The 25874-nt window shown below is 68.2% G+C and carries 25 protein-coding genes; 13 read left to right on the top strand and 12 right to left on the bottom strand.

All coding sequences use genetic code 11. The annotated features are described in order from the left end of the window. The first annotated feature begins 103 nt into the window (after positions 1-103). The 4 genes from E0H45_RS11895 to E0H45_RS11880 all read left to right on the top strand — a co-directional run bounded on the left by E0H45_RS11895 (position 104) and on the right by E0H45_RS11880 (position 3818). On the top strand, positions 104-1174 hold the full coding sequence (locus tag E0H45_RS11895) for an acyltransferase family protein (protein ID WP_165546413.1): 1071 nt from the start codon (positions 104-106) through the stop codon (positions 1172-1174). A 58-nt stretch (positions 1175-1232) separates the two neighbouring features. Then, positions 1233-1928, top strand: coding sequence for a PadR family transcriptional regulator (locus tag E0H45_RS11890; RefSeq protein WP_131336978.1), 696 nt, complete (start codon positions 1233-1235; stop codon positions 1926-1928). 145 nt (positions 1929-2073) lie between these two features. Continuing rightward, positions 2074-3054 carry an ATP-binding cassette domain-containing protein gene (locus E0H45_RS11885; RefSeq protein WP_131336976.1) on the top strand — a complete coding sequence of 327 codons (981 nt, stop codon included), beginning with the start codon at positions 2074-2076 and terminating at the stop codon, positions 3052-3054. Then, positions 3051-3818: an ABC transporter permease gene (locus E0H45_RS11880; RefSeq protein ID WP_131336974.1), complete on the top strand. Its 768-nt coding sequence runs from the start codon at positions 3051-3053 to the stop codon at positions 3816-3818. The genes E0H45_RS11885 and E0H45_RS11880 overlap by 4 nt, the downstream gene beginning before the upstream one ends. Here E0H45_RS11880 and E0H45_RS11875 read toward each other — a convergent pair. Further along, positions 3810-4874: an adenosine deaminase gene (locus tag E0H45_RS11875; protein ID WP_131336972.1), complete on the bottom strand. Its 1065-nt coding sequence runs from the start codon at positions 4872-4874 to the stop codon at positions 3810-3812. The two genes, E0H45_RS11880 and E0H45_RS11875, sit on opposite strands and share 9 nt — an antisense overlap. Before the next feature lie 148 nt (positions 4875-5022). Here E0H45_RS11875 and E0H45_RS11870 point away from each other — a divergent pair, with 148 nt between their 5' ends. Next, positions 5023-6819 carry an ABC transporter ATP-binding protein gene (locus E0H45_RS11870; RefSeq protein WP_131336970.1) on the top strand — a complete coding sequence of 599 codons (1797 nt, stop codon included), beginning with the start codon at positions 5023-5025 and terminating at the stop codon, positions 6817-6819. Then, positions 6806-8593, top strand: a complete 1788-nt coding sequence (locus tag E0H45_RS11865; protein WP_131336968.1) for an ABC transporter ATP-binding protein — start codon at positions 6806-6808, stop codon at positions 8591-8593. Before E0H45_RS11870 ends, E0H45_RS11865 begins: the two co-directional genes overlap by 14 nt. Here E0H45_RS11865 and E0H45_RS11860 read toward each other — a convergent pair. Next, a complete protein-coding gene (locus E0H45_RS11860; protein ID WP_238154920.1) occupies positions 8590-9057 on the bottom strand; it encodes a nitroreductase family deazaflavin-dependent oxidoreductase in 468 nt (155 codons plus the stop codon). The genes E0H45_RS11865 and E0H45_RS11860 overlap by 4 nt on opposite strands. Positions 9058-9169: 112 nt before the next feature. On the opposite strand from E0H45_RS11860, the gene E0H45_RS11855 reads away from it, so the two are divergent. Beyond that, positions 9170-9856: a TetR/AcrR family transcriptional regulator gene (locus E0H45_RS11855; RefSeq protein ID WP_131336965.1), complete on the top strand. Its 687-nt coding sequence runs from the start codon at positions 9170-9172 to the stop codon at positions 9854-9856. On the opposite strand, the gene aat is transcribed toward E0H45_RS11855, so the two are convergent. Next, the gene (gene aat, locus E0H45_RS11850) at positions 9849-10514 is read right to left on the bottom strand and encodes a leucyl/phenylalanyl-tRNA--protein transferase (protein WP_131336963.1); all 666 of its coding nucleotides are present in this window, start codon (positions 10512-10514) and stop codon (positions 9849-9851) included. The two genes, E0H45_RS11855 and aat, sit on opposite strands and share 8 nt — an antisense overlap. A gap of 119 nt (positions 10515-10633) precedes the next feature. Between aat and E0H45_RS11845 the strand changes: the two genes are divergently transcribed. Then, the gene (locus E0H45_RS11845; RefSeq protein WP_131336961.1) at positions 10634-11329 is read left to right on the top strand and encodes an EcsC family protein; all 696 of its coding nucleotides are present in this window, start codon (positions 10634-10636) and stop codon (positions 11327-11329) included. On the opposite strand, the gene E0H45_RS11840 is transcribed toward E0H45_RS11845, so the two are convergent. Beyond that, on the bottom strand, positions 11316-12149 hold the full coding sequence (locus E0H45_RS11840) for a helix-turn-helix transcriptional regulator (protein ID WP_131336959.1): 834 nt from the start codon (positions 12147-12149) through the stop codon (positions 11316-11318). The genes E0H45_RS11845 and E0H45_RS11840 overlap by 14 nt on opposite strands. 32 nt (positions 12150-12181) lie before the next feature. After that, positions 12182-13108 (bottom strand): hydroxymethylglutaryl-CoA lyase, encoded by a 927-nt coding sequence (locus E0H45_RS11835; RefSeq protein WP_131336957.1) that lies wholly within the window; start codon positions 13106-13108, stop codon positions 12182-12184. A gap of 52 nt (positions 13109-13160) precedes the next feature. On the opposite strand from E0H45_RS11835, the gene E0H45_RS11830 reads away from it, so the two are divergent. Then, positions 13161-13793 (top strand): GNAT family N-acetyltransferase, encoded by a 633-nt coding sequence (locus tag E0H45_RS11830; protein WP_131336955.1) that lies wholly within the window; start codon positions 13161-13163, stop codon positions 13791-13793. A 78-nt stretch (positions 13794-13871) separates the two neighbouring features. On the opposite strand, the gene E0H45_RS11825 is transcribed toward E0H45_RS11830, so the two are convergent. The 3 genes from E0H45_RS11825 to E0H45_RS11815 are packed head-to-tail and all read right to left on the bottom strand — an operon-like array spanning position 13872 to position 16810. Continuing rightward, the gene (locus tag E0H45_RS11825) at positions 13872-14663 is read right to left on the bottom strand and encodes a metallophosphoesterase family protein (protein WP_238154919.1); all 792 of its coding nucleotides are present in this window, start codon (positions 14661-14663) and stop codon (positions 13872-13874) included. Positions 14664-14678: 15 nt separating this feature from the next. Then, on the bottom strand, positions 14679-16007 hold the full coding sequence (locus tag E0H45_RS11820) for a TrbL/VirB6 family protein (protein WP_131336951.1): 1329 nt from the start codon (positions 16005-16007) through the stop codon (positions 14679-14681). An 11-nt stretch (positions 16008-16018) separates the two neighbouring features. After that, a complete protein-coding gene (locus E0H45_RS11815) occupies positions 16019-16810 on the bottom strand; it encodes a DUF8175 domain-containg protein (RefSeq protein WP_131336949.1) in 792 nt (263 codons plus the stop codon). A 357-nt stretch (positions 16811-17167) separates the two neighbouring features. Between E0H45_RS11815 and E0H45_RS11810 the strand changes: the two genes are divergently transcribed. Together E0H45_RS11810 and E0H45_RS11805 are read left to right on the top strand one after the other, a co-directional pair. After that, on the top strand, positions 17168-17719 hold the full coding sequence (locus tag E0H45_RS11810) for a MarR family winged helix-turn-helix transcriptional regulator (RefSeq protein ID WP_238154918.1): 552 nt from the start codon (positions 17168-17170) through the stop codon (positions 17717-17719). A gap of 91 nt (positions 17720-17810) precedes the next feature. Further along, the gene (locus E0H45_RS11805) at positions 17811-19388 is read left to right on the top strand and encodes a molybdopterin-dependent oxidoreductase (RefSeq protein WP_238154917.1); all 1578 of its coding nucleotides are present in this window, start codon (positions 17811-17813) and stop codon (positions 19386-19388) included. Here E0H45_RS11805 and E0H45_RS11800 read toward each other — a convergent pair. Then, on the bottom strand, positions 19369-19980 hold the full coding sequence (locus tag E0H45_RS11800; RefSeq protein WP_131336947.1) for a TetR/AcrR family transcriptional regulator: 612 nt from the start codon (positions 19978-19980) through the stop codon (positions 19369-19371). The two genes, E0H45_RS11805 and E0H45_RS11800, sit on opposite strands and share 20 nt — an antisense overlap. Positions 19981-20036: 56 nt before the next feature. Between E0H45_RS11800 and E0H45_RS11795 the strand changes: the two genes are divergently transcribed. Continuing rightward, positions 20037-20753, top strand: a complete 717-nt coding sequence (locus E0H45_RS11795; RefSeq protein WP_131336945.1) for a P-loop NTPase family protein — start codon at positions 20037-20039, stop codon at positions 20751-20753. After that, a complete protein-coding gene (locus tag E0H45_RS11790; protein WP_131336943.1) occupies positions 20750-22813 on the top strand; it encodes a YhgE/Pip family protein in 2064 nt (687 codons plus the stop codon). The genes E0H45_RS11795 and E0H45_RS11790 overlap by 4 nt, the downstream gene beginning before the upstream one ends. Here E0H45_RS11790 and E0H45_RS11785 read toward each other — a convergent pair. The 3 genes from E0H45_RS11785 to E0H45_RS11775 all read right to left on the bottom strand — a co-directional run bounded on the left by E0H45_RS11785 (position 22810) and on the right by E0H45_RS11775 (position 25750). After that, positions 22810-24069, bottom strand: coding sequence for a hypothetical protein (locus E0H45_RS11785; RefSeq protein ID WP_131336941.1), 1260 nt, complete (start codon positions 24067-24069; stop codon positions 22810-22812). The two genes, E0H45_RS11790 and E0H45_RS11785, sit on opposite strands and share 4 nt — an antisense overlap. An 87-nt stretch (positions 24070-24156) precedes the next feature. Beyond that, positions 24157-25050 carry an N-acetylglucosamine kinase gene (locus E0H45_RS11780; protein WP_165546412.1) on the bottom strand — a complete coding sequence of 298 codons (894 nt, stop codon included), beginning with the start codon at positions 25048-25050 and terminating at the stop codon, positions 24157-24159. A 61-nt stretch (positions 25051-25111) separates the two neighbouring features. Beyond that, positions 25112-25750, bottom strand: coding sequence for a hypothetical protein (locus E0H45_RS11775; protein WP_131336937.1), 639 nt, complete (start codon positions 25748-25750; stop codon positions 25112-25114). Positions 25751-25874: the final 124 nt, after the last annotated feature.

Below are 25874 nucleotides of genomic sequence, written 5' to 3'. Positions count from 1 at the left end.
GCCGCCCGATGTGAGCTATCCATCACCGTGCGGATTTGCATCGCCACCCCACGCTCTGCCTAAGGTCACAGGGGGGTAACAGCGATGTGTAGATGGAGTGGTTGTGACGACGCCGGACCGCCCCCTGGGCAGGACCGAACGCCGACTGAGCTGGGACGTGGTGCGCGTCCTGGCGGTACTGGCAGTGATTTTCACGCACACGACGTACATGGGTCCGTTCCTGCACCCTGAGCTCGGCGCACCGTTCGGGCCGTACCCGTTCCAGGTCGGCGCCAGCATCCTGCTGGTGATCAGCGCGTACTTCGTCTGCGTGACGGTCCGGAAGGGCTCGACGTACCGCTGGTTGTGGCGGCGGGTGTGTCGCGTGCTCCCGCCGTACCTGATCGCCGTCGTGTTCACCTACCTGGTCGTGGTGTGGTTCGGACCCAGCAACTGGGTGCTGCCGACGCCCCGCGACCTGTGGAGCAACCTGACGCTGGCCGCGTCGTTCGACCCGGGCGTCCAGCTCATCGACGGCTCGTACTGGACGCTGCCGCTCCAGCTGATGGCGTTCGGCGCCGCGGCACTGCTCTGGCCGCGCGGCCTCGGGCAGCGGATCACCACGCTGCTCTGGATCATGATCATCGCCCCGGTCGTGCTGCAGTGGAACGACCGCATCGGCCACAGCCCGTTCTGGGTGCAGCAGGCGTGGAACGGCCTCGGCCTGCATCGCCTGCAACTGTTCGCGATCGGCATCGCGATCTGGCTGTGGGCACAGCGCCGAATCGGCGTCGCGCATCTCGCCGCCCTGCTCGCAGCGACCGTCTTCGCGCAGCACGCGCACACCTCGGACCTGCCGTCGTCCCTGGGCATCGGGGTGTTGCTGGTGCTCGTCGCGCTGGCTGCGCGCGGTCCGGACTGGACGGTGCTCGCCCGGTTCCGGCGGCCGATCCAGTTCCTGGCGCGGATCTCGTTCGGGCTGTACCTGCTCAACCAGGTGGTCGGCTACCTGATCGCGTACCGCCTGATGGAGCTCGGCGCGGGCCGGCTCACGCAGATCGCGGGCGCGATGATCGGCGTGATCGCGCTCGCCTGGCTGCTCACGAAGTACGTCGAGGAGCCGACGTACCGCGCGCTCGCCGGCCTCCGGGTCCGCGGGCTGGGGGCCCGCGCGTTCGCCTGGCTGACTACTTGACATCGGATACTCACGAACTAATACTCGATTTCGAGTAATCGAGATCGAGGAGGGGCGCATGGCGCGGCGCAAGGTGGCCAATCCGCTGGCGTTCGCGGTGCTCGGGAGTCTGAGCGAGCGGCCGATGCACCCGTACGAGATCTCGACGATGCTCCGGGCCCGCGGCAAGGACCAGAGCATCAAGGTGAACTACGGCTCGCTCTACTCGGTCGTCGCGGCGCTGGAGAAGCACGGCTTCGTCGAGGCGCTGGAGACGGTCCGCGAGGGCAACCGGCCGGAGCGCACCGTCTACCAGATCACCGAGGCCGGCGCTGCCGAGTTCGGCGACTGGCTGACCGAGCTCGTCGGTACGCCGGCGCGCGAGTACCACCCGCTCGAAGCCGGTCTCGCCTACCTCCCCGGTCTGCCACCCGACCGCGCCGCCGAGCTGCTCGAGCAGCGGCTCAAGGCGGTCGACACGGAGATCGCGGAGATCACCGCGGCGCACGAGCAGATGGCCTCGATGGAGTTCCCGCGGATCTTCTGGGTCGAGTCGGAGTTCCGGCTGGCGCTGCTGCGGGCTGAGTCGGCGTACGTCCACCGGCTCGCGGAGGAGATCCGCACGGACGCGCTCAGCGGCGCCGGGTTCTGGCGTCAGGCCTGGAAGCTCTACCTGGAGGAGGGCATCAGTCCGGCCGAGCAACTGAAGGATCCCGTCAAGTACTTCGGGCAGGAGTTCGCCTGGATGCAGGCGATACCGCCAGAAGCCCAGTAAAGAGACGGCCCTCGACCCACGGTGCGGCAACACCAGGGTCCAGGGCCGCAGTTTCCTCGAGTCGGTCCGAAGACCTGGCACCCAAGGGCACACCATCAGGATAGCCAGCTGACGGCCGGCTCCCAGCACACTAGGGAGTCATGTGATGGCTACGCATGCCGTCGAAGCGGTCGATCTGGTCAAGACGTACCCGGCCGGCCGCAAGAATCCACCGCTCCGCGCGCTCGACGGCCTGACCGTCAGCGTCGGAGAGGGCGTCGTCCTCGGCCTGCTCGGGCCGAACGGCGCGGGCAAGTCCACCACCGTCAAGATCCTCACCACACTGTCCCGGGCCGACTCCGGCAGCGCGCTGGTCGCCGGGTACGACGTCAACCGTGCACCGGACCAGGTACGGCGCTCGATCGGCTATGTACCGCAGAAGTCCAGCTCGGACCCGATGGCCACCGGTCTCGAGAACCTGGTGCTGAGCGGGCGCATCTTCGGCCTGTCCCGCCAGGAGTCGTTGCAGCGTGCGCGTGAGCTGCTGGAGCGGTTCGGGCTGGGGGAGCATGGCAGTCGCCCGGTGAAGACGTACTCCGGCGGCATGCAGCGCAAGCTGGACGTCGCACTCGGCCTGGTCCACCGGCCGAAGGTGCTGTTCCTCGACGAGCCCACCACCGGACTCGACCCCGAGGCCCGCGCCGACCTGTGGAACGAGGTGGTCCGGATGTCCGGCCAAGAAGGCCTGACCGTGCTGCTGACCACGCATTACCTGGAAGAGGCCGACCGGCTGGCGGGGCAGCTCGCGATCGTCGACCATGGCCGGATCGTCGCCGAAGGCACACCTGAGGCTCTAAAGGCCTCGTTGCGTGGCGACTCAGTACATGTCGAGCTCGTCGATCCGGACATCGACGGTTCGGTGCGAGTGCTGCTTGGCCAGTTGGCCGGCATCGACGAGATCGTTGTCGAAGGCAACACTCTGCGCGCACGCGTCGATCGCGGCGCAACCGCCGTACCGGCTGTGCTGGGAGCCCTTGAGGACATGGCGATTCCAGTGGTCGCGGTCACGGTGTCGCGGCCGTCGCTGGACGACGTGTACCTGCAGCACACCGGTCGCTCGTTCCGCGTGGCGGAGGAGGCGGCATGATTGCGCACACCGGCCTCATCTTCGGGCGGTGGACGCGGGCGTCGTACCGGCAGCCGGCGTTGATCGCGTTCACGTTGGTGCAGCCGGCGATCTGGTTGCTGTTGTTCGGGCAGCTGTTCCAGGGCGTCGTAGACATCCCGGGGTTCGGCGACTCGTCGTACATCGCGTTCCTGACGCCGGGGATCGTGATGATGACGGCTTTGATGACGAGCGGCTGGAGCGGTACGTCGTTCGTGCAGGACATGGAGCGCGGCGTGATGGACCGGATGCTCGCGTCACCGGTCAGCCGCGGCGGGCTGATGGCAGGACAGTTGCTCAGCAACGCGACGACCACGTTGATCCAGACGATCCTGGTGTTCGCGATCGGGATCGCCGCGGGCGCGCGGTACGACGGCGGGAGCATCGGCTACCTGGTCACGGTCGTCGCGTCGATGCTCGTCGGTACGGCGTTCGGGTCGCTCTCGAACGCGGTCGCGCTGCTCACGCGTCAGCAGGAGGCCCTGATCGGTATCTCGCAGTTCGTGTCGCTGCCGCTGACGTTCATGTCGTCGATCATGATCGACCCGGCGGTCGCACCGCACTGGGTGAACGTCGCGGCCCGCTACAACCCGGTCGACTGGGCCACCATCGCCGCCCGCCAGGCCCTCGCCGCCGACCCCGACTGGTCATCTGTCTCGCGGCACTGCCTGTACCTACTGGCCTTCACCCTGATAGTCGGCTGGCTCTCCACCCGAGCCTTCCGCACGTATCAACGCTCAGTTTGACGCGTACCAGGGCTTGATCACGTTGTCGATCAACGCGAGGCGTTCGTCGAAGGGGATGAAGGCGGACTTCATCGCGTTGATCGCGAACCAGCGCAGGTCGGGGAGGCCGTAGCCGAAGGCTTCCGAGAGCAGGGCGAGCTCGCGGCTCATCGACGTACCGCTCATCAACCGGTTGTCGGTGTTGACGGTCACCCGGAAGCGGAGCTTGGCGAGCAGACCGATCGGGTGGTTCGCGATCGAGTCGGCCGCACCGGTCTGCAGGTTGGAGCTCGGGCACATCTCCAGCGGGATCCGCCGGTCCCGGACGTACGCCGCGAGCCGCCCGAGCTCCGCCTTCTCACCTGCGTCGTCGTACGTGATGTCGTCGATGATCCGTACGCCGTGACCGAGCCGGTCCGCGCCGCACCACTGGATCGCCTGCCAGATCGACGGCAGCCCGAACGCCTCGCCGGCGTGAATGGTGAAGTGCGCGTTCTCGCGCTGCAGGTACTCGAACGCGTCCAGGTGCCGGGTGGGCGGGTAGCCCGCCTCGGCACCGGCGATGTCGAACCCGACCACCCCCGCGTCGCGGTACGCGACCGCCAACTCGGCGATCTCCATCGAGCGCGCTTTGTGCCGCATCGCGGTCAGCAACTGCCGCGCCACGATCGGCCGGTCGGCAACCGCCATCCCGTGCTCGAACCCTTCCCGGACGGCATCCACGACCTGCTCGAGGTTGAGCCCCTTGGTCAGGTGCTGCTCCGGGGCGTAGCGGACCTCGGCGTACACCACACCGTCCGCCGCGAGATCCTGCACGCACTCACTGGCCACCCGCTTGATCGCCTCAGCGGTCTGCATCACCGCAACCGTGTGATCGAACGTCTCCAGATACCGCTCCAGCGACCCCGAGTCCGCCGACTCCACAAACCAGGCCCCGAGCTCACCGGCATCCGTCCGCGGCAACGAATGCCCGATCTCCCCCGCCAACTCAACCACCGTCCCCGGCCGCAACCCGCCATCCAAATGGTCATGCAACAAGACCTTGGGCGCCGCATTCAGCTGCTCGGGAGTGATCATCCCGCCATCTTCGCAGCCGTCTCGCCGAACTGGGCACCCTCGGTGGGGACTGGGAACAGGCAATTGCGTGTTCCCAGTCCCCGGGGGTTGTCCCCAGTACCCGGCAAACGTTCAAGACTTGTGGTGGTGGGGGTGCCATCGTGAGGGGATGGTGAGGCGACTGTGTGAGCGGCCCGAGTGGCGGTTCTTTGGTGTGCTGCCGCGGGCGGATCGGGGGCTGGCTGCGGCTTGGTGGGTGCTTCTGGTGGCTCGGGGCGCGTTGCCGGCGGTGTTTGCGATTGCGATGGGGTGGCTGGTCGGGGCGGTGCAGCATGGAGAGGCGCTGGCTGCGCCGTTGGGTTTGATGGGTACGACGTTCGTCTTGCTGCAGGTGCTGACGCCGGTGCATCAAGCCGTCAGCGCCAACCTGGGCAGTCGAGTGTCGGCGTACCTGAACGACGCGCTTGCGAAGGCCTGCGTCGGGCCGCCGGGGATCGGGCATCTCGAGGATCCCGCGCTGAATGAGGATCTGACGGTGGCCCGGGAGTTCGACCACGGCCAGACCGGGCCGCCGATGTACCTGAACGTCGACTTCGTCGCCGGGAGTCTGGTCGAGCTGGTCGGGGGGATCGCGTCCGCGGCGGTGCTGTTCGGATTCACCTGGTGGGCGCCGCTGGTGCTCGTCGCCGCCTGGTTCGCGACGCATTGGCTGCTCCGGGAGAGTGGCGTCTGGAAGGACCGGAACACTGCTGAGGTCCGGTCAGCGCAGCGGCACGCGAACTACGCGTACGAGTTGGCGGTCGCGCCGGACGCGGCGAAGGAGCTGCGCCTGTTCGGCCTCGCCGACTGGACCGTACGGCGCTTCACCGAGCGACGCCGGCGCCTGTTCGAGCTGCAGTACGCCGCCACGCGCCTGCGGGAACGCCCGATGATCTGGAGTCTGCTGATCGTGGTGGTGGCCAACGGTCTCGTGTTCTGGGCGCTCGGGGCGGCGGCCATCGACGGACGGCTTCCGCTCGACCGGCTGGTGGTGTTCGCCCAGGTCGCGATCGGGGTCAGCATGATCGCGTTCGGCGGGCTGAACTGGGCGTTGGACGGCGCCGCGGCCCCGGTCGCCGCCGTACAACGGCTGGAGCCCGCGATGGCGCCGGCCGGCGCGTTGAGCACCGGGCACGGTTCGGCCGGCCGGGGTGCGGTCAAGATCGAGCTTCGAGGGCTGAGGTTCAGTTATCCACAGTCCGAGCGTCCGATCTTCGACGGGCTGAACCTGACGATCCCGGCCGGGTCGTCGCTCGCGGTCGTCGGTCAGAACGGCGCGGGCAAGACCACGCTGGCCAAGTTGCTGTGCCGGCTGTACGACCCCGATTCCGGGACCATCCGCGTCGACGGCAACGACCTGCGGGACCTCGACGTCGACGCCTGGCGGACGCGCGTCGCCGCTGTCTTCCAGGACTTCCTCAAGCTGGAGTTGCCGTTGCGGGACAACGTCGCACCGGCCGGTGCGCCCGAGGCGGACATCCGCGCCGCACTGGTGGACGCGGGCGCCGACGACCTGGCGGATCTCGACACCCGCTTGGCGACGGGGTACGGCGACGGCACCGATCTCTCGGGTGGGCAATGGCAACGCGTCGCGCTGGCTCGAGCGCTGTGCGCGGTCCGGCAGGGCGCGGGTCTCGTACTGCTCGACGAACCGACCGCCCAGCTGGATGTTCGCGGTGAGGCGGCGATCTTCGACCGGATCCTGACCGCGACCCGCGACGTCACCACGATCCTTATCTCGCACCGGTTCTCCACAGTCCGGCACGCCGACCGGATCTGCGTCCTCGAGCACGGCCGCGTCGTCGAGCTCGGAGGCCACGACGAACTGATGGCGCTGGGCGGGCGGTACCGGACGATGTTCGAACTGCAGGCCCAGCGCTTCACGGCCGAGGTCGACGAGGAAGGGCTCAGCTATGACACGCTCTGACGACCTGCCGCGCGCACTGCCGGCGATGTGGCGCCTGTGCAAGCTCGGGTACCAGCATGAGCCCTGGCTGCTCGTCGCCGCGTTCCTGATGACACTGCTGGCGGCGGTGCCGGACGCGTTGCTCGCGCTGTGGCTCAAGATCCTCGCCGACGGCGTACTGGACGGCGATCGGCAGGCCGCGCTGCTGGCGACAACCGGTTTGGCGTTGTCGGTGACCGCGACCTGGTTCCTGCGGACGGTGTCGACACGGATCTCACGCCGGTTCCGGGACCGCGTGACGATCATGCTGGAGGCGCACGTCGCCAGGCTGCAGGCGTCGGTCGCCACAATCGAGCATCACGAACGCCGTGACTACCTGGACCGGCTGTCCGTACTGCGCAAACAGGTCTTCGTGCTCGACCACATGTACATGTCGTTGTTCTCCACCTGCGGCTGGATCCTGCGGCTTGGGTTGACGGTCGCTCTGCTCATGTCGATCCATCCGGCTCTCGCCTTCCTGCTGCTCTTCGCGCTGCCGACTGTCGTCAGTTCCAGTTGGCGACCGGGCGTCGAGCGTGCGGTGGAGGAGCAGCAGGCCCCGCACAGCCGGCTGGCCGATCACCTGTTCAAGACCGCGACCACACCTGCTCCCGGCAAGGAGGTCCGGGTCATCGGCATCGGGCCCGACCTCGTCGCGGGACGTCGCCGCGAGTGGGAGCAGTGGTACGGACCGATCGCCGCCGCCCGCTGGACCAGTGCGGTCTGGCACGGGATCGCGTGGGCGATCTTCGGCGCGGCGTACGTCGGCGCGGTGCTGTTCGTCGCCTCGGGACTGAATGGCTCGGTCGGTGACGTGCTGCTGATTCTGGCGGCCGGTGCGCGGCTGTCGGCGTACATCGGAGCGACGGTCGGCGAGATCGGGTTCCTGCGGGGGATCTGGCTGGACGGGTCGCGGCGGCTGGTCTGGCTGGAGAACTACGCGGCGTCGTTCGACAGCACAGCGGATCAGCCTGCGCCCGAACGGCTCGTCGACGGCATCCACCTGGAGAAGGTGTCGTTCTCGTACGCCGGAGCTTCGCGGCCCGCACTGGAGGACGTCGACCTCTCGCTGCCGGCCGGCAAGGTGATCGCGGTCGTCGGTGAGAACGGTGCGGGCAAGTCCACGTTGGTGAAGCTGATCTGCAAGCTGTACGAGCCGAGCAGCGGGCGGGTACTGCTGGACGATCGGCCGTTGGACCGGATCCCGGCCGAGGCGTGGCGGTCGAAGATCGCGGGTGCGTTCCAGGACTTCTTCCGGTTCGAGTTCCGCGCGGCGCACAGCGTCGGACTCGGCGACCTGCCGCGACTGGACGACGTACCGGCTGTCACCACTGCTGTCGGACGGGCCGGTGCGGAGGATGTGCTGGAGCGGCTCGAGTCGGGGTTGGACACCCAGCTCGGTTCGACCTGGCCGGACGGAGCCGAGATCAGCTTCGGGCAGTGGCAGAAGCTCGCGCTGGCCCGCGGGTTCATGCGGGACCGGCCGCTGCTGCTGGTGCTCGACGAGCCGACCGCCGCCTTGGACGCCGAGACCGAGCACGCACTCTTCGAGCGGTACGCAGCGGCGGCGAAGGACAGTTCTGACGGACGGATCACGATCCTGGTCTCACATCGGTTCTCCACGGTGCGGATGGCCGACCTGATCGTCGTACTGGACGGTGCTCACGTCGTCGAGACCGGGACGCACGAGGAACTGATGGCGCTCGACGGTCACTACGCGGACCTGTACCGGATCCAGGCGGCCGCATATCACTAGCTGATCTTGAAGACTGGCACGCCGGGGGCGATGTGGTGGAGGACCTCGTCGGGGGAGTTCTTCGAGACGTCGCCGCCGAAGAACGCACCGACCTCCCAGGCCCATTTCTTCAGGTACAGCCGGAGCGCGGGGAGCTTGTCGGTGTCGGGGAGCTCCTCGGCGCGGAACGTCTCGACCTTGCCGCCGAGCTGCAGCCGGCCCTCGCCGCTGGCGCGGAGGTTCTTGACCCACTGGGTGTGGCCGCGCGGCGCGACCAGGTAGCGCTGACCGTCGATCACCAGCAGGTTCACCGGCGTACTGCGCCATTCGCCGGACTTGCGGCCCTGGACCGAGAGCACCCGGCTGCCCATCAGGCTCAGACCGAGCTTCGTCAGCCGCGCGACGATCTTGTTGAAGACCCGCATGCTGCCCTCGTTGGCGGTGATCACGCGCTTGCTGTCGTAGGTCTGCTTGTACTCGGTCACGGTGGTTCCTCACTGTTCTGCGAGAGCGGTGCTCTCTGTTGTGATCAGTGAACAGCAGATCGCCGCTCACTGTCAAGAGCACTGCTCTCGGTTCTGTGGCACACTGGCTTCCATGAACGCCGGACGTACCGCCCGTGAACGAGCCCGGGCCGAGCTGACCGAGGAGATCAAGACCGCTGCCCGGGAGCAGCTGGCCACCGTCGGCGCCGAGGCACTGTCGCTCCGAGCGATCTCCCGCGAGCTCGGGATGGTGTCGTCGGCGCTGTACCGGTACTTCGCGAGCCGCGACGAGCTGCTGACCGCGCTCATCATCGACGCGTACGACGCTCTGGGCGAGGCGGCCGAGGCGGCGGCGTCCGGTGGCGATCCGGTGGACGAGTGGATCGCGATCTATGCCGCGGTGCGCGATTGGGCGCGGGCCAATCCGCAGGAGTACGCGTTGATCTACGGCTCCCCGATCAGCGGTTACCAGGCGCCGCAGACCACGGTGCAGCCCGCGTCCCGCGTGCCGTTGTTGTTGCTGGGGTTGTTGCAGCGCGCCCAGGCCTCGGGGCGACTGGTGACGCCGCCAGAGGCACCTGCACCGTCCGGAGTGTTGGCTCAGCAGACCGAGGTGCTGGTCGCGTTGGCTCCGGACGTGCCGCCGGCGGTGCTGGTGCGGACCGTGATCGTTTGGACGCAGTTGTTCGGGATGCTCAGCTTCGAACTGTTCGGTCAGCTGGTCGGGACGATGGATCCGGCGGACGAGTTCTTCGCGTCGGCCTCGCGGCAGATGGCGGCCTTCGTAGGGCTCAGCTGAACGCCTTCGGCAGCGGGACCTCGAGCGCCTTCGAAACACGGCGTACATAGGTCTCGCGCGGGATCGAGACCGCGCCGAGCGTGGCCAGATGATCGGTGACCCACTGGATGTCGAAGACCCGGTCGGCGGCGTACTCGTCGCTCAGCAGCTCGATCGCGCCGGCGACGGCCGCCTTCGAGCCGTCGGTCTTGTGGTGGAACATCGACTCGCCCGCGAACAGTCCACCGACTGCGACGCCGTACAGCCCGCCGGCCAGCTCGTCGCCGTCCCATGCCTCGACCGAGTGCACCCAGCCGAGCCGGTGCAGTTCGGTGTACGACGCGATGATCTCGGAGTCGATCCACGAACCCGGGCGGCGCGGGTCTGCACACGCGCGAATGACCTGGTCGAACGCGGTGTCGACCCGGATCTCGAACTTCCCGCGGGCCCGCCGCAGCGACCGGGTCGGCCGGTATCCGGCGACCTCGATCACACCGCGGTCGACCGGCGACCACCACAGCACCGAACCGCGGTGGTCCGGCATCGGAAACAACCCCCGCCGGTACGCCGCCAGTACCGTCCCCGGCGCCAGGTCCGCGCCGCCCGCGACCACGTCACTCGCCCCGGCCACACCGACCGGCGGGAAGTCCCACTGGGACGGGTCAGGTTCGATCGGCACGACACCATCCTGCACCAGGGCACACCTAGGGTTTGTCCCGAGTGCCGGGGGCCGGGGAGCCACGTACAGTTGAAGCACGTCCGCGTTCTGACGCGTGGGGCCGGGCGGGAAGGAGCACCGTGGCCGGAGTAGCCAGGTTCGTCGCCAGTAGTCTCGCGCCCGCCGCCCAGCGGTTCGCCCCGACGGCAGCGGGCGGTGTGTTGCGCCAGATCCTCGAGATCGCGATCGACGGATACCAGCGGTTCCCGGGCGCGGAGCGGATCGCGGACACCAAGCTCGAGCGGTGCGACGGCGACGTGGCGGACGCGATCGAGGCGGTGATCGACCAGCACATCCGGCTCGCCGGGGTGCAGGGGTTCGTCACCAGCATCGGCGGTCTCGTCACCCTGCCCATTGCGCTGCCGGCCAACCTGACCGGTCTCGCGGTCGTCCAGTGCCGGATGGTCGCGGCGATCGCGCACCTGCGCGGGTACGACCTCGACGATCCGCGGGTCCGTACGGCGGTGATCACCTGCCTGCTCGGTGAGGACGGCGTGACGGCTCGGCTACGGAAGTCGAGCCTGGTCTCGTCTCCGTTGGCGATCGCTACCGCCCCGGTGTTCGACCCGGAGCTGGATCGCCAGATCTCCGGCGAAGTCGTCGCGGAGCTGATCGGGCGGATCAGCGGTAAGCGGATGGCGGTGACCTTCACCCGCCGGATCCCGCTGCTCGGTGGTGCCGTGGGCGCCGGCGTCGACGGCTGGACGACGTACCGCGTCGGTCAGTTCGCGGACAAGAGCCTGGTCCGCCGCATCCGCAGGCCTATCGAGCAGTAGCTTCCCTGCGGGTCAGGTGGAGTTTGGCTCGGGTTTCGTCGTCGGCCGGCGTCTCGACGTAGAGGACCAGGTCGGGGTGGGCCGACACTGCCAGCTCGGTGACGGTGAGGTGCAGTTCGCCGGCGATCGGGTTCAGGATCCGGCGTAGGCGCGGCGTACAGGCGGCGACCTCGTGGCGTGACCACAGCTGGGCGAACTCGGGGCAGATCGACCGCAGCCGCTCGAGGTCGGTCTCCCAGTCCGGGTCGCCGACGTGTTCGCCGTACGCCGAGCGCAGGCGGCCGACGAGATACGGGACCTCGGTGTCGTAGTTCAGCAACTGCTCGCGGGCGGCGGGCTCGGTGACGATGCACCAGAGCAGGTTCTTGTGGATGCAGGGCAGCTGGTGCCAGTCGTGGAACAGGTCGTGGTACGCCTGGTTCGCGCGGATGATGTCGAAGCGGGTGTTCGTGATCACCGCAGGTAGCGGGTCGAGTGCATCCACGATCTCGTCGAACACGGACTCGCTCGCGCAGCCCGACATAGTCGGCAACCGCACCGGCGTCGCCTCGGCCAGCCGGTACAGGTGCTCGCGCTCGACCGGCGTCAACTGCAGCGTCTTCGCGACCGCGTCCAGCACCTGCCCGCTGGCGTTGATCGGCCGCCCCTGCTCGAGCCAGGTGTACCAAGTCACGCCGACACCGGCGAGCAGCGCCAACTCTTCGCGCCGCAACCCCGGCGTACGCCGCCTTCCGCCACTCGGCAGGCCAACATCCTCCGGCGCCACCCGGGCCCTCCGAGCCTTCAAGAACTCGCCGAGCTCAGCTCGCTGCGCACTCACCCAGCCAGGGTGGCAGGCGCCACCGACAGTTTTCAGCCGGCCAGGGCCTGGACTACTCGGCTTGCGGAGGGCTTGCCCAGTTGTTCGGCCATCCAGGTGCTGGTGGTGACGAGTTTCTCCAGGTCAACGCCGGTTTCGATGCCGAGGCCGTTGAGTTGCCAGAGGAGGTCCTCGGTGGCGAGGTTGCCGGTCGCGCTCTCGGCGTACGGGCAGCCTCCGAGCCCGCCGGCGGAGCTGTCGACCGTGGTCACGCCGTCGCGCAGCGCGGTGAGGGTGTTGGCGAGCGCCTGCCCGTAGGTGTCGTGGAAATGCACCGCCAGCTTGTCCACACCCACGCCGGCCGCACCGAAGGCGGCGATCAGAGCAGTCACCTGGCCCGGCGTCGCGACGCCGATCGTGTCGCCGAGCGACAGTTCGTGGCATCCGAGGTCGACCAGCCGTGCGCCGACCTTGACCACCTGGTCGATCGGTACGTCGCCCTCCCACGGGTCGCCGTAACACATCGACACGTATCCACGCACCGACAGACCCTCGTCGAGCGCACGCCGGATCGTCGGCGTGAACATCGCGAACTGGTCGTCGAGCGTGGAGTTGAGGTTCTTCGCCGCGAACGTCTCGGTCGCGCTCGCGAAGATCGCGATCTCACGGACACCGGCCGCGAGCGCACGGTCGAGGCCGCGCTCGTTCGGGACCAGGACCGGGGCGCGGACCGCCTCCGGCAGCTCCAGCTGTTCGAGCAGCTCGGCCGCATCGGCCAGCTGCGGGACCCATTTCGGGTGCACGAAACTCGTCGTCTCGACCGTCGTCAGACCCGCGTCGAGCAGTCGCCGGATGAACTCGGCCTTGACCGCGACGTCGACGATCGCCGACTCGTTCTGCAGCCCGTCGCGGGGCCCGACCTCGTAGATCGTGACCCGGTCGGGCAGTCCCTCGGCCTTCACCAGCTGCGGTTCGCGCATCGTGCTGCCTCCTCCTCGAGCATGGCACGGGGTCTCCGCGACAATGCTCGTGATGACATCTCTTGCTGACATTCTGCGGGGCGTCGAGCGCGGCGTGTTCCCGCCCCCGGATCTCGGGCTCACCGTCGTACCCGCGCCGTCGGAGCGGGAGTCGTGCGTGGTCGCGTTCACCGGCCACATCGTGATCGCCGCGGACGTCGACCCGGCCTGGGTCGCGGAGCGGGTCCCGGACGGCGATCCTTTCGCGCCGACGAACCCGCCGTTCCTCGCCGCGCTCGAGGAATTCACCGGCCGCCGGGTCAACGCGATCGACGCGATGCTGCTCGCCCCGGCAGTCACCGACCCGGCGCCGCTTGCCGGCCTGACCGAACTCACCGACCACGACCATCCACGGGTCGAGCGCGCGTGGCGGCACCGCGACGACGTCCAGGTGTACGGCGACGCGCACGGCGGGCTCGTGGTGATCGGCCGCGGCCTGGCCGGGCGGCTGGAGTGCGCGATCGAGGTACCACCGGACGCCCGAGGTCAGGGGAACGGCCGCCGGCTGGCGTTGGCGGCCCGGGCGTTGATCCCGCCGGACGCCTCGATCTGGGCGCAGATCACGCCGGGGAACGCGGCCTCGCTGCGTGCCTTCCTGGCGGTCGGCTACAAGCCGGTCGGATCCGAGGCCCTGCTGGTCAAGTGACCGGCAGGTGAACGCCGAGCAGATTGTTGCTGACAGCCCCCAATGCACAGCTGTGGATAACCCTGGGGACAAGCGCGATCAGGCCGTACGCCGGTGGTACCGCGGATCCCGGCCGGCGTAGAAGGTCGTGCGGTAGACGCCACGGATGATCTCGGCCTCGTAGCCGTCGAGCTCCGGCATCCCGAGATCGCGGGCGATCGCCAGTTCGGCGTGCGCGTCGTACGGGACGTGGACAAACTGGATCGAGTGCGGCGCCGGATCGGGTGAGTCCATCACCCCTTCGAGGATCACGTACCCCGGTGTGGGATCACCGAGGCTGTTGCCGGTCGAGCCGGTGTTGAAGAGCGTCCGCCCGCGGTCCTCCTCGTAGAACGGGTCGTGAATGTCGGCGTACCCGACGATCGTCGGTATCGGTCCGTCCCCGGTCGCCGGGGTGTTCTCGAAGAAGCTGTCGTACTGCGCTTCGTCGTGATCGAAAACGATCCGGTGATGAACACTCGTCGACGACGCGTGGAACAGCCGGACCTGCCGCCCGCTCAGCAGGAAGTCGTGGCAGAACGGCAGCCCCCGCAACCATGCCCACTGGTCTTCGCGGAGCTCGTTCTTCCACCAGCGCAGACCTTCGCTGTCCTCGGAACGCTCGGGATCGGGCAGGAAGTCATCCCAGTTCCCGAGGATGTTCACCTCACAGACGTCCTGGCAACGGTCCACCACCGCCTGCCCTCGCGGCCCCTTGCCCACGTAGTCCCCGAGGTTGAACACCCGCTCGATCCCACGCCCCGCAATATCCGCGAGCACCGCCTCCAACGCCGTCAGGTTCCCGTGCACATCCGAAATCAACGCAATCCGCTCCAGCCCCATGCCCGCCATGCTTCCATCCGGTGATTACCAGTTGCCGGAGGGTCCTGTGTCTCCACCGGCAGTGGAACCGGCCGGGACCTTGGGGCTCGGGCTGGGGCCGGTCCGTCCGCCGGAGCTTCGACTGTTGGCGCGGCCGCCGCCTGACCGGCTGCCGCTCGACCGAGGCATCGACGCCCCCGAACTGCCGCCACCCGCTTCGCCCGCCGAGTGCGATGCCGCCCCGGCGAAGGCACCAGCAGCCTTGCGCGCAGCAGCCGCAGCAACACCAGCCGGACCAAGCCCCGCCGCCTTGGCTCCAGTCGTCGCAGCACCACTCGCCCCCGCACCCGAAGCCCCGGCCCCAGATGCCCCGGAACCACCGCCTGACGACGCCGCCCCGATACTGCCGCCGCGACCACCGCCGGACGAACCGACGTTGACCGCGCCCGACGCCAGCGAACCCGTGTCGGGACCAGTGCTACCCATTCCGGCCGACCCGCCCCCGACGGCCGCGGTGAGTGGCACCGCGAAGCGCAGCAGCGCCGGCATGGCGAGAACGGCGAGCAGCATCATCATCAAGGCGGTGAGGGACTGCATCAGGCCGGTGCCTTGGCCGAGCATCTTGTCTTCCTTCAGCTTGATCGCGGCTGCGTAGATGAGCGCCGCCGCGGGCTTGTAGGCGATGAAGCCCAGCGTCCACGCGCAGTACTTCTTGAACCACGCCTTGCCGACCTCGGTGTTGGTCGCCGCCGCTGCGAGCGGCAGCGTCGACCCGAGCAGCACCAGCATCGCCGATCGAATCAGCATCAACACGATCTGGATCAGCGACGCCCACGCCGCGATCTGGCCGAGGAGGATCAGCATCAGGACCGAGGTCATCCCCGCACCGCTGCCGTGTTCGGACGGATTCATCAGCAGGCCCTTCATCGTCGACGAGAAGGAGTCGCCTCCGATGGCGGCGTGGATGACCTGCAGGGCGAAATCGTCCGACCAGGCGATCAGCAGTTGCACCGTGGCCGTCCCGGCCCCGCAGACGACGACGAAGGTCAACAACGCCTTGAGCAACTCCTGGACCGGCTTCGCTCGTTGCTCCCAGGCCATCCGCATGCCGGCGATGACGATCGCGAGGGCAAGGATCGTCAGCGTGAGCTTGAGGGTCTGCCCCTGGACGAACGCGACCGTCTTGCTGTCGGTCCAGGTCTGGCCGCCGTCGCTGGAGGTCGCGAGCGAGACCGGGGTCTCCGGCTTGACCCAGAAGGTCGCCAGCGAGTTGAGGATCGTCGAGAAGAAGTCCGTTGAGATCCGATTGACGTTGTCGATCCAGTTGCTGGCAGCGGACTGGACGCCTTCGACGACGTGGCACTTCATGTCCATTGGTGAGCACATCAGATACCACTCCACTTCACGAAGTCGCTCAGGTCGCGGTGCTGGGAGAAGGGGGCTCCGACGGCCTCGCCGGGAGGTGGCGGCTGGAGCCGCCAGTCGCCCTGGTGCCAGACCAGGGTCAGGTTGGCGCTCATGTACACGGACTCGACGGGCATGGCGAGCATGAGGCTCACTCGATCCGGCCCGGCGTCGATGACCCGGTAGCCGACGACCTGGACCGTCGAGGTGCCGCTCGAAGACTCGTCCCTACCGGCTTGGCGGAGCAGGCTGTCGGTCGCCGCCCCGGGAACCATGAGCTTCTTCACGGTGGGGACGAGCTTGTTCTGGTCCGCGATCGCCGCGATCGCGCTGTACGCCGCGTACACGGCGCCGGTCGGCGAATGCGCGAAGCAGTGCCGGAACCCGTCGGAGTCGGTCGTGCCCGGTCCGTACGTCGAGGACCGCGGTACGACGACCCGCCGGCTGACCTCCCACCCGTCGACCGCCGGCGTCTCGGCGGGAACGGCCTGGTCACCGGCCGGAAGGCCGCACGAACCCGTCCGCCGCTCGCCTCCGGAGCTGTTGGTCTGTGCCGGACCAGCGTCCGGTGTCGCAGGCGCCGAGGCCGGCTCGTCCGTGGGCTGAGCCGAGGCGGCGTCGACCGGCTGCGGCGCCGCGGCGATCGCGTGGGTCGAGCGGCCGCCGCCCGCGAAGATGATCACGATCCCGCAGATGAGGACCGCACCGACGACGATGCAGGCCGCGATGAAACCAGCGCCGTTCGGCGACTTCTCGTCCTTGTCCTTGCTCATCCGACTCCCCGCTCCGTTGGTCCACAACCTCACGGATCAAGGCTCGCAAAAATCGCCGGACTGCCGCGGAAGTTATCCACAGGCCCGGAAGTTCAGCTCCCGGGGCTCGCGTGTCTCGGCATCATCTTGGTGAAGAAGGTGTAGCCGAGAAGGACTGTTGCCCGTACCCTCCCCAGCGAGAGCGAACGGTTATCCTTCCACCGATCCGGCGGCACCGCAGTCTGAAATTCACCGTTCTAGACCGGATCTGTCGAGAGTCGCCCGGTTACGCTCAGGGTCTTGCGGTTCTGGGTCGATCTGTAGCCGAAAGGTCACCCCGTGTAGCGAAGTGACCTAGTCAGCTAATAGAGTCCGCGCATGACCATCGCGCCTTCGCTTTGCTCGCCCCTAGCGCTCGCCGATGCAGAACCCACCCGCGCTGCCGAACCCTGGGAAAGCAACGTGCTGACGGCGTACGGCCTGCTGCGAGAAGCAGCAGCCGAGCTGGATCACCTGATGCGCCATTCCCTGAAGCGCAGTGGACTGCAAATGGCAATGTTCGAACTGTTGCTGCGGCTTGCCCGCAGCAACGGGGAGAAGCAGCGTCTTACCTCCCTCGCCCGGGAGTTGACCGTCACCACCGGCGGCATCACCCGGCTGGTCGACCGTGCCGAGAACCTCGGACTGGTCCGCCGGGAGCCTTGTCCCGACGACGCCCGCGGCTCGTTCGCGGTCCTGACCGAGGAGGGAAAGCGGCGGTTGCGCGAAGCACTGCCGGACCACCTGCTCGAAATCGACAGCCTCTGGATGTCCCAGTTGGCCGACGAGCAGGACGTCGTTCTCGGCAAGCTTCGTCGAGTGCGGGACAACGCCCGCCGCTGGCCGAACGGCCGCCCGGGGCTCGGGCCGATCACGCCCGACCGAATCTGACCAACCTCACAACTACACAAGAGCATTACCCGCGACTAACGGATGGGGCGCCCGACTGGTGTCGGGCGCCCCATCGCGCAATGGTTGAGAAGTGAAGCAAGCCTCGGACCAGCTGCAGCCCGGCAACAGTGCGGGGATCGTGGAGTCGCCGCGAGGACCTGCGCGTCAGGCAATCCGCTGGCGCGCGGCGGTCGGTGGTGTACTCGCCGCCCTCGCCGGACTGGCAGTCGGCAGCGTGGCAGCCGGGCTCCTCGGTACGCCGCAGACGCCCGTAGTGGCGATCGGGTCCGCGTTCATCGACCGCGTACCCCCGTGGCTGAAGGACCTCGCAATCTCCTGGTTCGGGACGCACGACAAGACCGCACTCCGAGCCGGCATCCTGATCGTCGTCGCGGCCCTCGCCGCAGTCGGCGGGATCCTCGCCGTACGACGCTATTGGGCGGGCGCCCTGATCACGGTCGCCTTGACCGGCGTCGCCGTCGCGGCAGCCATGACACGCGCCGACTCCGGTCAGACCGGGTTCCTCCCGTCGGCACTCGCGGGCGTGACCGCACTCATCATTCTTCGGCTGTTCAGCCGCCGACTCGAACCGCTGCTGGACTTCCCGGACGACGGCGTCAGCCGCCGCGGCTTCCTGCAGTTGTCGGCCGGTGTCGCCATCGGCTCCGCGGCGATCGGTGCGCTGGGCAAGGTCGTCGGCGGGAACCGCGCTGCCGTGGCGGACGCCCGCAGACAGCTCAACCTTCCGCAGCCGCCGACCCTCGACCCGCCCGCCGGGGTCCAGGCCGACGGCGCCGTACCGTGGGCCACGGCGAATGACGACTTCTATCGCATCGACACCGCGCTCTCGGTGCCGCAGATCGTGCCCGCGGACTGGAAGCTTCGCATCCACGGCATGGTCGATCACGAGATCGAACTGTCCTTCGACGATCTCCTGAAGCGCCAGGTCATCCACAAGTGGGTGACGCTCACCTGTGTGAGCAACGAGGTCGGCGGCGACCTGATCGGGAACGCGTTGTGGTCCGGCGTACTGCTCAAGGACCTGCTCGAGGAGGCTGGTCCCGCACAGGACGCGGACGCGATCCAGTCGACGTCGAAGGACGGATTCACCGCCGGTACGCCGCTTCCGACGCTGCTCGACGACCGGCAGGCGATGCTCGCGTTCGCGATGAACGGGGAGCCGTTGCCGGTGGAGCACGGGTTCCCGGTACGCATCGTCGTACCCGGGCTGTACGGCTACGTGTCGGCGACGAAGTGGCTGGTGGACATCGAGGTGACGCGGTTCGACCGGTTCGAGGCGTACTGGACGCCGCGCGGCTGGTCGGCACTCGGCCCGATCAAGTTGTCGTCGCGGATCGACACCCCGCTGGGGAAGAAGGTCGGACCGGGACGCGTGACCGTCGCCGGCGTCGCCTGGGACCAGCATGTCGGGGTCTCGAAGGTCGAGGTCCGCGTCGATGGGGGCCCTTGGCAACAAGCCACGCTGGCCACGGACCCGTCGATCGACACCTGGCGGCAGTGGCACTGGACGTGGGACGCGACTGGCGGCACGCATGTGTTGCAGGTACGGGCGTTCGACGCGAAGGGCAATCCACAGGTCGAGTCCTCGGCGCCACCCGCTCCGAACGGGTCGACCGGCCTGCACACGGTCAGCGTGAAGGTCGGCTGACCGCTTCCAGGACCATCGGCAGGAACGTGTGCTCGAGCGAACCGGCCGGGACCTCCCGTGGCTCGAGCAGGCTCTGTGAGCGCGCGCCCTCGTGCAGCGCCATCACCATGCGCACGAACTGCTCCGCCGGCACGGTCAACTCCAGTCCGCCGGCCTCGGCGATCTGCTCGACCAGCCGGGTCAGGCTCTTGCGGAACATCGCCCGTTGCTTGTTCAGCGCCTCCGCCGCCTCGGGGTCGCGCAACGCGTGCAGCGTGAACTCGGCCGAGATCAGATGCCACTGCCGCTGATCCGGCGCAGTTTCGTCGAGCAGCCCCAGTACGGCGTCCAGCAGCGTGCCGGGCTGATTCGCCAGATCGGGGAGCAGCGCCTCGATCTGCCCCAGGAGCCGATCGGTCGTGGCCTGGAACAGGGCGAGGACCAACTCGTCCTTGGAGCCGAAGTTCGAGTAGAAGGCACCACGGGTGAACCCGGCCCGCTCGCAGATGTCCTCCACCGACGCGCCGTGGAACCCACGCTCGGCGAACACCTCCAGCGCCCCCTCGAGAAGTCGGGCCCGGGTGTTGGAGCGGCGGCGCTTGGGCGGTTCCATAAGAGTAGGATACAGTTCTGTATTGAATACACAACCGTATTGAACGGGGATGCAGGATGGAGCTCGAGGCCGCCGGGATCAGTGTGCGTGGACCGCACGCACCGATGCTGCACGCCACGTCGGTGTCGGTCGCAGATCATCAGGTGGTGCTCCTGACCGGGTACCCGGGCGCAGGGCACGTTGCCGCGGCACTGGGTCTGTCGGGTCGGCTGAAGCCCGACACCGGGAGAGTCCGGTTCGACGGCAAGTCTGATCCGGCCCTGCTGCGACGACGCGTCGCCGTGGTCGACGCACCCGGCATCACTGAGCCGGACGACGCTTTGCCTGTTCAGACGGTGGTGGGCGAGGAACTGGCGATCGCCGGCCGCAAGGCGGGGCGTAAGGCCGTGCTGGAGTGGCTGAACGAGCATGACGCAGCAGAGCACGCCGACAAGCGGTTCGAGCACCTGCCAGTCGCCGTACGGACCAGGCTGCTCACTGAGCTCACGGTTGCGCGCCCCGACGTACAGGTGGTGATTCTGACCATGCCGGATCGACATGGTGGCGATCCGCATGGCTGGTACGAGCTGGGTCGCGGGCTGGCGGCGCAGGGGTACGGCGTGATCATCACGTGTGCTGACGCGTCAGCGCGGTTGCTGGACGTCAAGGCCGCTCGGATGGGCGAGACGGACCAGCCCGACCCGGTGCAGGTCGCTCCAGTCGCTCCTGTTGAGCCAGTCACCCCGATTGACGAAGAAGACCCGATTGACGAAGTAGAGGAGGCAGAGGCGTGACCGCGCTGCGGATGGCCCTGAGTGAGTTGCGGCGTCTGACGGCCGGGCGGCTGCCCAAGCTGGCCGTGGTCGCGCTGCTGCTGGTGCCGGTGCTGTACGGCGGCCTGTACCTCTACGCGAACCACGACCCGTACGGGCGTCTGAACAAGATCCCGACCGCGGTCGTCGTGGAGGACGAGGGTACGACGCTGGCGACCGGCGAGAAGCTCAACGTCGGACCGCAGGTGGCGGACGAACTGGTGAAGTCGAAGAGCTTCGACTGGCATCAGGTGAACCGCGCGGACGCGACGAAAGGCGTATCGGACGGGAAGTACGAGTTCGCGCTGGTGCTGCCGAAATCGTTCTCGTCCGACCTGGCGTCGAGTGCGGACTTCACGCCCCGGCAGGCCGAGCTGGAACTCCTGACGAACGACGCCAACAACTACATCGCGCACACGATCGCCAACCAGGTCGTGGCGCAGGTGACCAAGACTGTCGCGTCGCAGGTGAGTGAGACCGCGGCCTCGCAGCTGCTGGCCGGCTACAACACCATCCACAAGCAGGTCGGTTCTGCGGCTGCTGGTGCTGCCCAGCTGCAGACCGGACTGACGTCGGCGGCGACCGGAGTCACGAAGCTGCAGTCAGGTGCTACGCAGCTCAACACCGCGCAGAAGCAGTTGTCAGCAGGAGCGACACAGTTGGCAGCCGGCACAGCACAGGCATCGCAGGGTGCGTCGTCGTTGGCGACCGGTGCTGCGAAGCTCGACAACGGTCTGGGGACGTTGAAGGAGAAGACTGCGTCACTGCCGAAGCAGACGAAGCAGCTGGCGGCCGGAGCGGATCAGGTTGCTGATGGCAACGAGAAGATCGCCGGCACGGGCCGGCAGGTAGCGACCGCGTCCAGCACGTTGGTGAAGGACCTCAAGACGTTTGACGCGCAGCTGGCCGCGCGGTTGAAGCAGCAGGGGCTGAGCCAGCACCAGATCAGGGTGATTCTGCTCGAGACGGCGAAGTTGCGTGCTCCCGTCGTACAGGCGAACACGAAGATCCAGTCGACGTCCGGGCAGCTCAATCAGCTCGCGACCGGTGCGCGGAAGGTGTCGAACGGCGCGTCCGCGCTGGCCAAGGCGACGCCGGCTCTGACGAGTGGAATCAGCACTGCGTCGAGTGGGGCGCATCAGCTCAGCACGGGTGCTGGGCAGCTGAAGACCGGGCTGGGCACGCTGCAGACTGGTGCGCAGAAGCTTGCTGCCGGTGAGAAGCAGGCTGTCACCGGGCAGGGGCAGTTGCTGACCGGTGTGAACAGCCTTGCGACCGGTGTGGGCCAGCTGAAGACCGGTGCGACGCAGCTGAACACCGGTCTCCAGAAGGGCGTGAAGCAGATCCCGAACCCGTCCGCTGACCAGCGCAAGGCCGTCGCCGAGACCCTGGGTGCACCCCTCACGCTACAGAACGTCTCGCAGGCGACGGCCGACAGCTACGGCGCCGGCCTGGCCCCGTTCTTCCTCAGCCTGGCGTGCTGGATCGGGGCGTACGTCCTGTTCCTGCTGGTGCGGCCGTTGTCACCGCGTGCGCTCGCCGCACTGCAGTCGCCGTTCCGCGTCGCGCTCGGCGGCTGGTTGCCTCCGGCGCTCTTCGGCGCGATCCAGGCCACGCTCGTCTTCGTCGCCGTCGTCCTGGGCCTCGGCATCCACGCCGCCCACCCGTGGCTGACTGTCGGCTTCCTGATCCTGACGTCGTTCACGTTCGTCGCGATCCTGCACGCACTGTCGGCGTGGTTCGGCGCCGTGGGCAAGTTCCTCGGCCTGGTCCTGATGGTCGTCCAACTGGTCAGCGCCGGCGGCACGTTCCCGTGGCAGACCATCCCCGAACCCCTGTACTTCTTCCACCACGTCCTGCCGATGAGCTACGCCATCGACGGCGTCCGTCACCTCATGTACGGCGGCCCCGGCACCTCCCTCGGCCGAGACCTCCTCGCACTAGCCGCCTGGTTCGCAGTCGCCCTGGCCGCCTCCACCCTGGCCGCCCGCAAACAGCGCGTCTGGCCCGCCAAGAAGCTCCAACCCGAGCTGGTGCTCTAGCTGTTGACGAAGGTGGCGGTTTCGTTGAGGAGGATGTTGGTGGTGGGTTGGTCGAAGAAGGTTATGAGGGCTTCGTAGGTGCCGGATTCGGCGGCGGACGGGTCTACTACGTAGCCGTAGTAGCCGTCGGTGTAGCCGATGACGCGGGTGATGGGGTGCGTGCTGTCGGACTGGAGGCAGGCGCCGTGGACGGCGAAGAGTTCTACCGGGAGGTTGATCCAGCACACGTCGCCCATCGTCACGGTGCTGACCGGGAGGTCCAGGGCCGGTGGGAGATTGGCGGCGGCCATCAGAGCCTGACCGCGGGCGCCCTCGAGGCGGGTCTCAGAGATGCGGCCCGAGGGATCGCCGGCCCCGTTGACGCGGGACTCGAAGTTGACGCGGCTCTCCACAGCGGACACGAGTTTCTCGGACTCGTCGACGGGTGGGACGGACCGGACCGGCAAGGTCAGAGTGGTACGTCGGATGGTCGGCGCGGACTGAGGTAGCTCCAGGCCAGGGGTGGCCAGCGCCTCACGGACTCGTGACGCCAGCAGACCGCCCAGCCGGGTGACCTCGGCGGCACCGCGCCCCTGGCGAGTGAAGCGGGGGCTGACGTCGCCCGCAGCTCCTTGCAGGAAACCGACCACGGCGGGAGCGAGAGCAGCGCGCGCGGCTCCGGGCCAGTCAGCCGAGTACTGCAGGTTCTCCGGGCCGTACGTCGTCGGGTGGCACGCGAAGTCCAGCAGCACCGCCTCGAGGGAACCGTCCACGCCGTGCAGCGCGAGGATGCCGGCGGTGTTGTCGTGCGGACCGTTCTTGCGGTGCCGGTTCGTACCGACGCCGATCACCTCGACCGAGTGCCAGCTCGCCGTCACCGGCTGCTGCTCGAGCGCAGCCGCCCGCACGGCACCGACCAGCGAGTCGACCAGTGACCGTTCCCGCTCGGCCGGAATGACGGGATGAATCTCACCGGTCCATCCGGACGGCCCGGAGTGGGTGTGCGACGCGGACACCACAACATGCGACGGCGGGATGCCGGCAGCTTCGCCGGCGGCCGCCGCGAGCTCCGATGAGAGCGCGCTCCCGGCCGCGATCGCATCCAGCGTGAGCCACAGCACGCCCGGATCGTCCTCGGTGGACAACCAGATCAGGGTGGCTCGGAGCGGGTCCGCGGCACCGGTCGAGAGCCCGGCACGGGCGGCGTACCCGTCGAGCCGATGGCCGGGCGGCGGGGTGACGTCGAGGGACGTCGCGGCCAGGAGGAGTTCGTTCACGTGAAGTCTCCAGCTGTCGTACCGGCACTGATCGGACGATGCATGGTCAAGATAACGGCCTACACCGTAATTATCGAGGATCGCATCTCAGCGCTGTCGATGGTGCGTGACAATCAGGTCGGCGTACGTGCCTGGCGGTCCGCTTGCGAGGCGTTCCGCGCCGTCGAGCGAGTTGCCCGCGGCCGGCGTCAGCTTGGCCCGCGACGGCAGCGCCTCGCGGACAGGTGTCAGCAACTGCTCACCCGCACCGTCGAAGAGGCCGCCGACACAGGCGACCGGTACGGGTCCCTCACCGGCCAGTTGGGCGACCGCGGCGCCGATCGTCTCGGCGATGTCGCCGGCCGCGTGGACCAGGAGATCGAGCGCGACCGGATCGCCTTCGGCCGCACACCGCAGTACTTCGGGCGCGAAGCGGGCCACGTCGTCGACCAGCGTGGACGACCGGTACAGCGCGACCGGATCGAGCGCGGTGTCCGCGAGCTTCGTCACCGGACCACGGCCGTCCCGAGCACGCTGTACGGCGACCAGTCCGGCGCGGCCGATCGCGAACGCGCTCCCCGCGTCGCCGAACAGGTACCCGTGCCCGTCGAGCTTGCGCCACGTGCCGTCGCGATCCACCGCGAGACAGACGAGCCCAGTACCCGCGGCAACCACGACGCCGTACCCGTCCGGCAACGCGCCGGCGTGCGCGGTGACCATGTCCTGGGTGAGGCGTACTTCGTCGGCGTTCAGCACCTCGCCGACGTCGGCCGCGAACCGTTCCGCAGCGCCATGCGCCTGTGGGTAGCCGGTGAGGCCGAGAGCAACAACGTCGACCGGACCGGTCAGCTCGGCCTCGGACGCGGCCGCGCGAATCGCCTCGAGGAGGTTGGAGACGGCGTCCGGTCCATGCGTGTAGCCGGGGCCGTTGCCGGTACGGCGGGACGGGAGGACACGAAGACGGAGAGCTGACTGTCCGCCGTCGATGGCGATGCGGGTCATGTGGGTGGTCCCGGGTGGATAGTCCTGACAATGATGACGGCAGCGTACCCACAGGCTCCGGTTAGCGGGGAAGGGCTGCATCGAGGTCATTGAGGAGCGTCGTCAGCGGGACGCCGGTGAGCTGGATGCTCGGCTGCATCCAGTCGTTGAGGATCGGGTCCTCGGTGACCAGGTGGTCCGAGAACTCGGTATGGCTCAGTTCGAAGACATGAGCGGGGTTGCCGGTGAGGTCGACGACGGTCTGCATCAGCCGGCCGACCTGGTCCTCCCAGAGCACGTCCTCGACCTCGTGCTGGTCCGGACGGATCAGCAGCAGGTCGACGTCGCTGTCGAGATCGCCGTCACCGCGCGCGACCGCGCCGTACACGCTCGTGTGCACCGGCGGGATCCGCCAGCTGCTGATCTCGTCGGCGAGCCGGGCGGTCAACGTACTGCGGAGGTTCGCGAGCTGCTCGACGATCGGGGCGACCAGGTGCTTGCGGTTGAGGCGATAGAGCAACGAGTTGCCCAGATCGTCCACGTGCACCAGCCCGGTCGCCGCCAGCCGCTGCAGTACGAGCCGCACACCGGCGACGCTTCCGGAGCCGGCGAGCTTGTGGATCTGCCGCCCCGACAGGCCGTCCTCGGCCTGGGCCAGCACCTGCAACACCGGTCCGTCCAAAGACGGCACCACCGTGCTGATCGGGCTGTTCAGATCCATGCCCCGACCCTAGTGATCACCCGACTACGCAAGTAATCACCATGACGAGTCAGCTACCCGGATCGTTCGGCTCGGTGGCAAGAAGTAACCTCCGCCGCATGGGTGACGGTGAACCGCCACGCAG

Source organism: Kribbella soli, assembly GCF_004331345.1.
In the GTDB taxonomy this organism is placed as follows: Bacteria; Actinomycetota; Actinomycetes; order Propionibacteriales; family Kribbellaceae; genus Kribbella; species Kribbella soli.
Note: the sequence above shows the minus strand (reverse complement) of the source record. Positions and strands in the feature narration are given on the sequence as shown.

Excerpts from the sequence above, each read along its gene's own strand:
- E0H45_RS11825 (WP_238154919.1), bottom strand. The coding sequence starts at position 14,663 with ATGGCGGGCATGGGGCTGGAGCGGATTGCGTTGATTTCGGATGTGCAC.
- E0H45_RS11870 (WP_131336970.1), top strand. The coding sequence starts at position 5,023 with ATGGTGAGGCGACTGTGTGAGCGGCCCGAGTGGCGGTTCTTTGGTGTG.
- E0H45_RS11795 (WP_131336945.1), top strand. The coding sequence starts at position 20,037 with ATGGAGCTCGAGGCCGCCGGGATCAGTGTGCGTGGACCGCACGCACCG.
- E0H45_RS11800 (WP_131336947.1), bottom strand. The coding sequence starts at position 19,980 with ATGGAACCGCCCAAGCGCCGCCGCTCCAACACCCGGGCCCGACTTCTC.
- E0H45_RS11815 (WP_131336949.1), bottom strand. The coding sequence starts at position 16,810 with ATGAGCAAGGACAAGGACGAGAAGTCGCCGAACGGCGCTGGTTTCATC.
- E0H45_RS11775 (WP_131336937.1), bottom strand. The coding sequence starts at position 25,750 with ATGGATCTGAACAGCCCGATCAGCACGGTGGTGCCGTCTTTGGACGGA.
- E0H45_RS11830 (WP_131336955.1), top strand. The coding sequence starts at position 13,161 with ATGACATCTCTTGCTGACATTCTGCGGGGCGTCGAGCGCGGCGTGTTC.
- E0H45_RS11885 (WP_131336976.1), top strand. The coding sequence starts at position 2,074 with ATGGCTACGCATGCCGTCGAAGCGGTCGATCTGGTCAAGACGTACCCG.
- E0H45_RS11810 (WP_238154918.1), top strand. The coding sequence starts at position 17,168 with ATGACCATCGCGCCTTCGCTTTGCTCGCCCCTAGCGCTCGCCGATGCA.
- E0H45_RS11880 (WP_131336974.1), top strand. The coding sequence starts at position 3,051 with ATGATTGCGCACACCGGCCTCATCTTCGGGCGGTGGACGCGGGCGTCG.
- E0H45_RS11875 (WP_131336972.1), bottom strand. The coding sequence starts at position 4,874 with ATGATCACTCCCGAGCAGCTGAATGCGGCGCCCAAGGTCTTGTTGCAT.
- E0H45_RS11855 (WP_131336965.1), top strand. The coding sequence starts at position 9,170 with ATGAACGCCGGACGTACCGCCCGTGAACGAGCCCGGGCCGAGCTGACC.
- E0H45_RS11865 (WP_131336968.1), top strand. The coding sequence starts at position 6,806 with ATGACACGCTCTGACGACCTGCCGCGCGCACTGCCGGCGATGTGGCGC.
- E0H45_RS11835 (WP_131336957.1), bottom strand. The coding sequence starts at position 13,108 with ATGCGCGAACCGCAGCTGGTGAAGGCCGAGGGACTGCCCGACCGGGTC.
- E0H45_RS11780 (WP_165546412.1), bottom strand. The coding sequence starts at position 25,050 with ATGACCCGCATCGCCATCGACGGCGGACAGTCAGCTCTCCGTCTTCGT.
- E0H45_RS11890 (WP_131336978.1), top strand. The coding sequence starts at position 1,233 with ATGGCGCGGCGCAAGGTGGCCAATCCGCTGGCGTTCGCGGTGCTCGGG.
- E0H45_RS11820 (WP_131336951.1), bottom strand. The coding sequence starts at position 16,007 with ATGGACATGAAGTGCCACGTCGTCGAAGGCGTCCAGTCCGCTGCCAGC.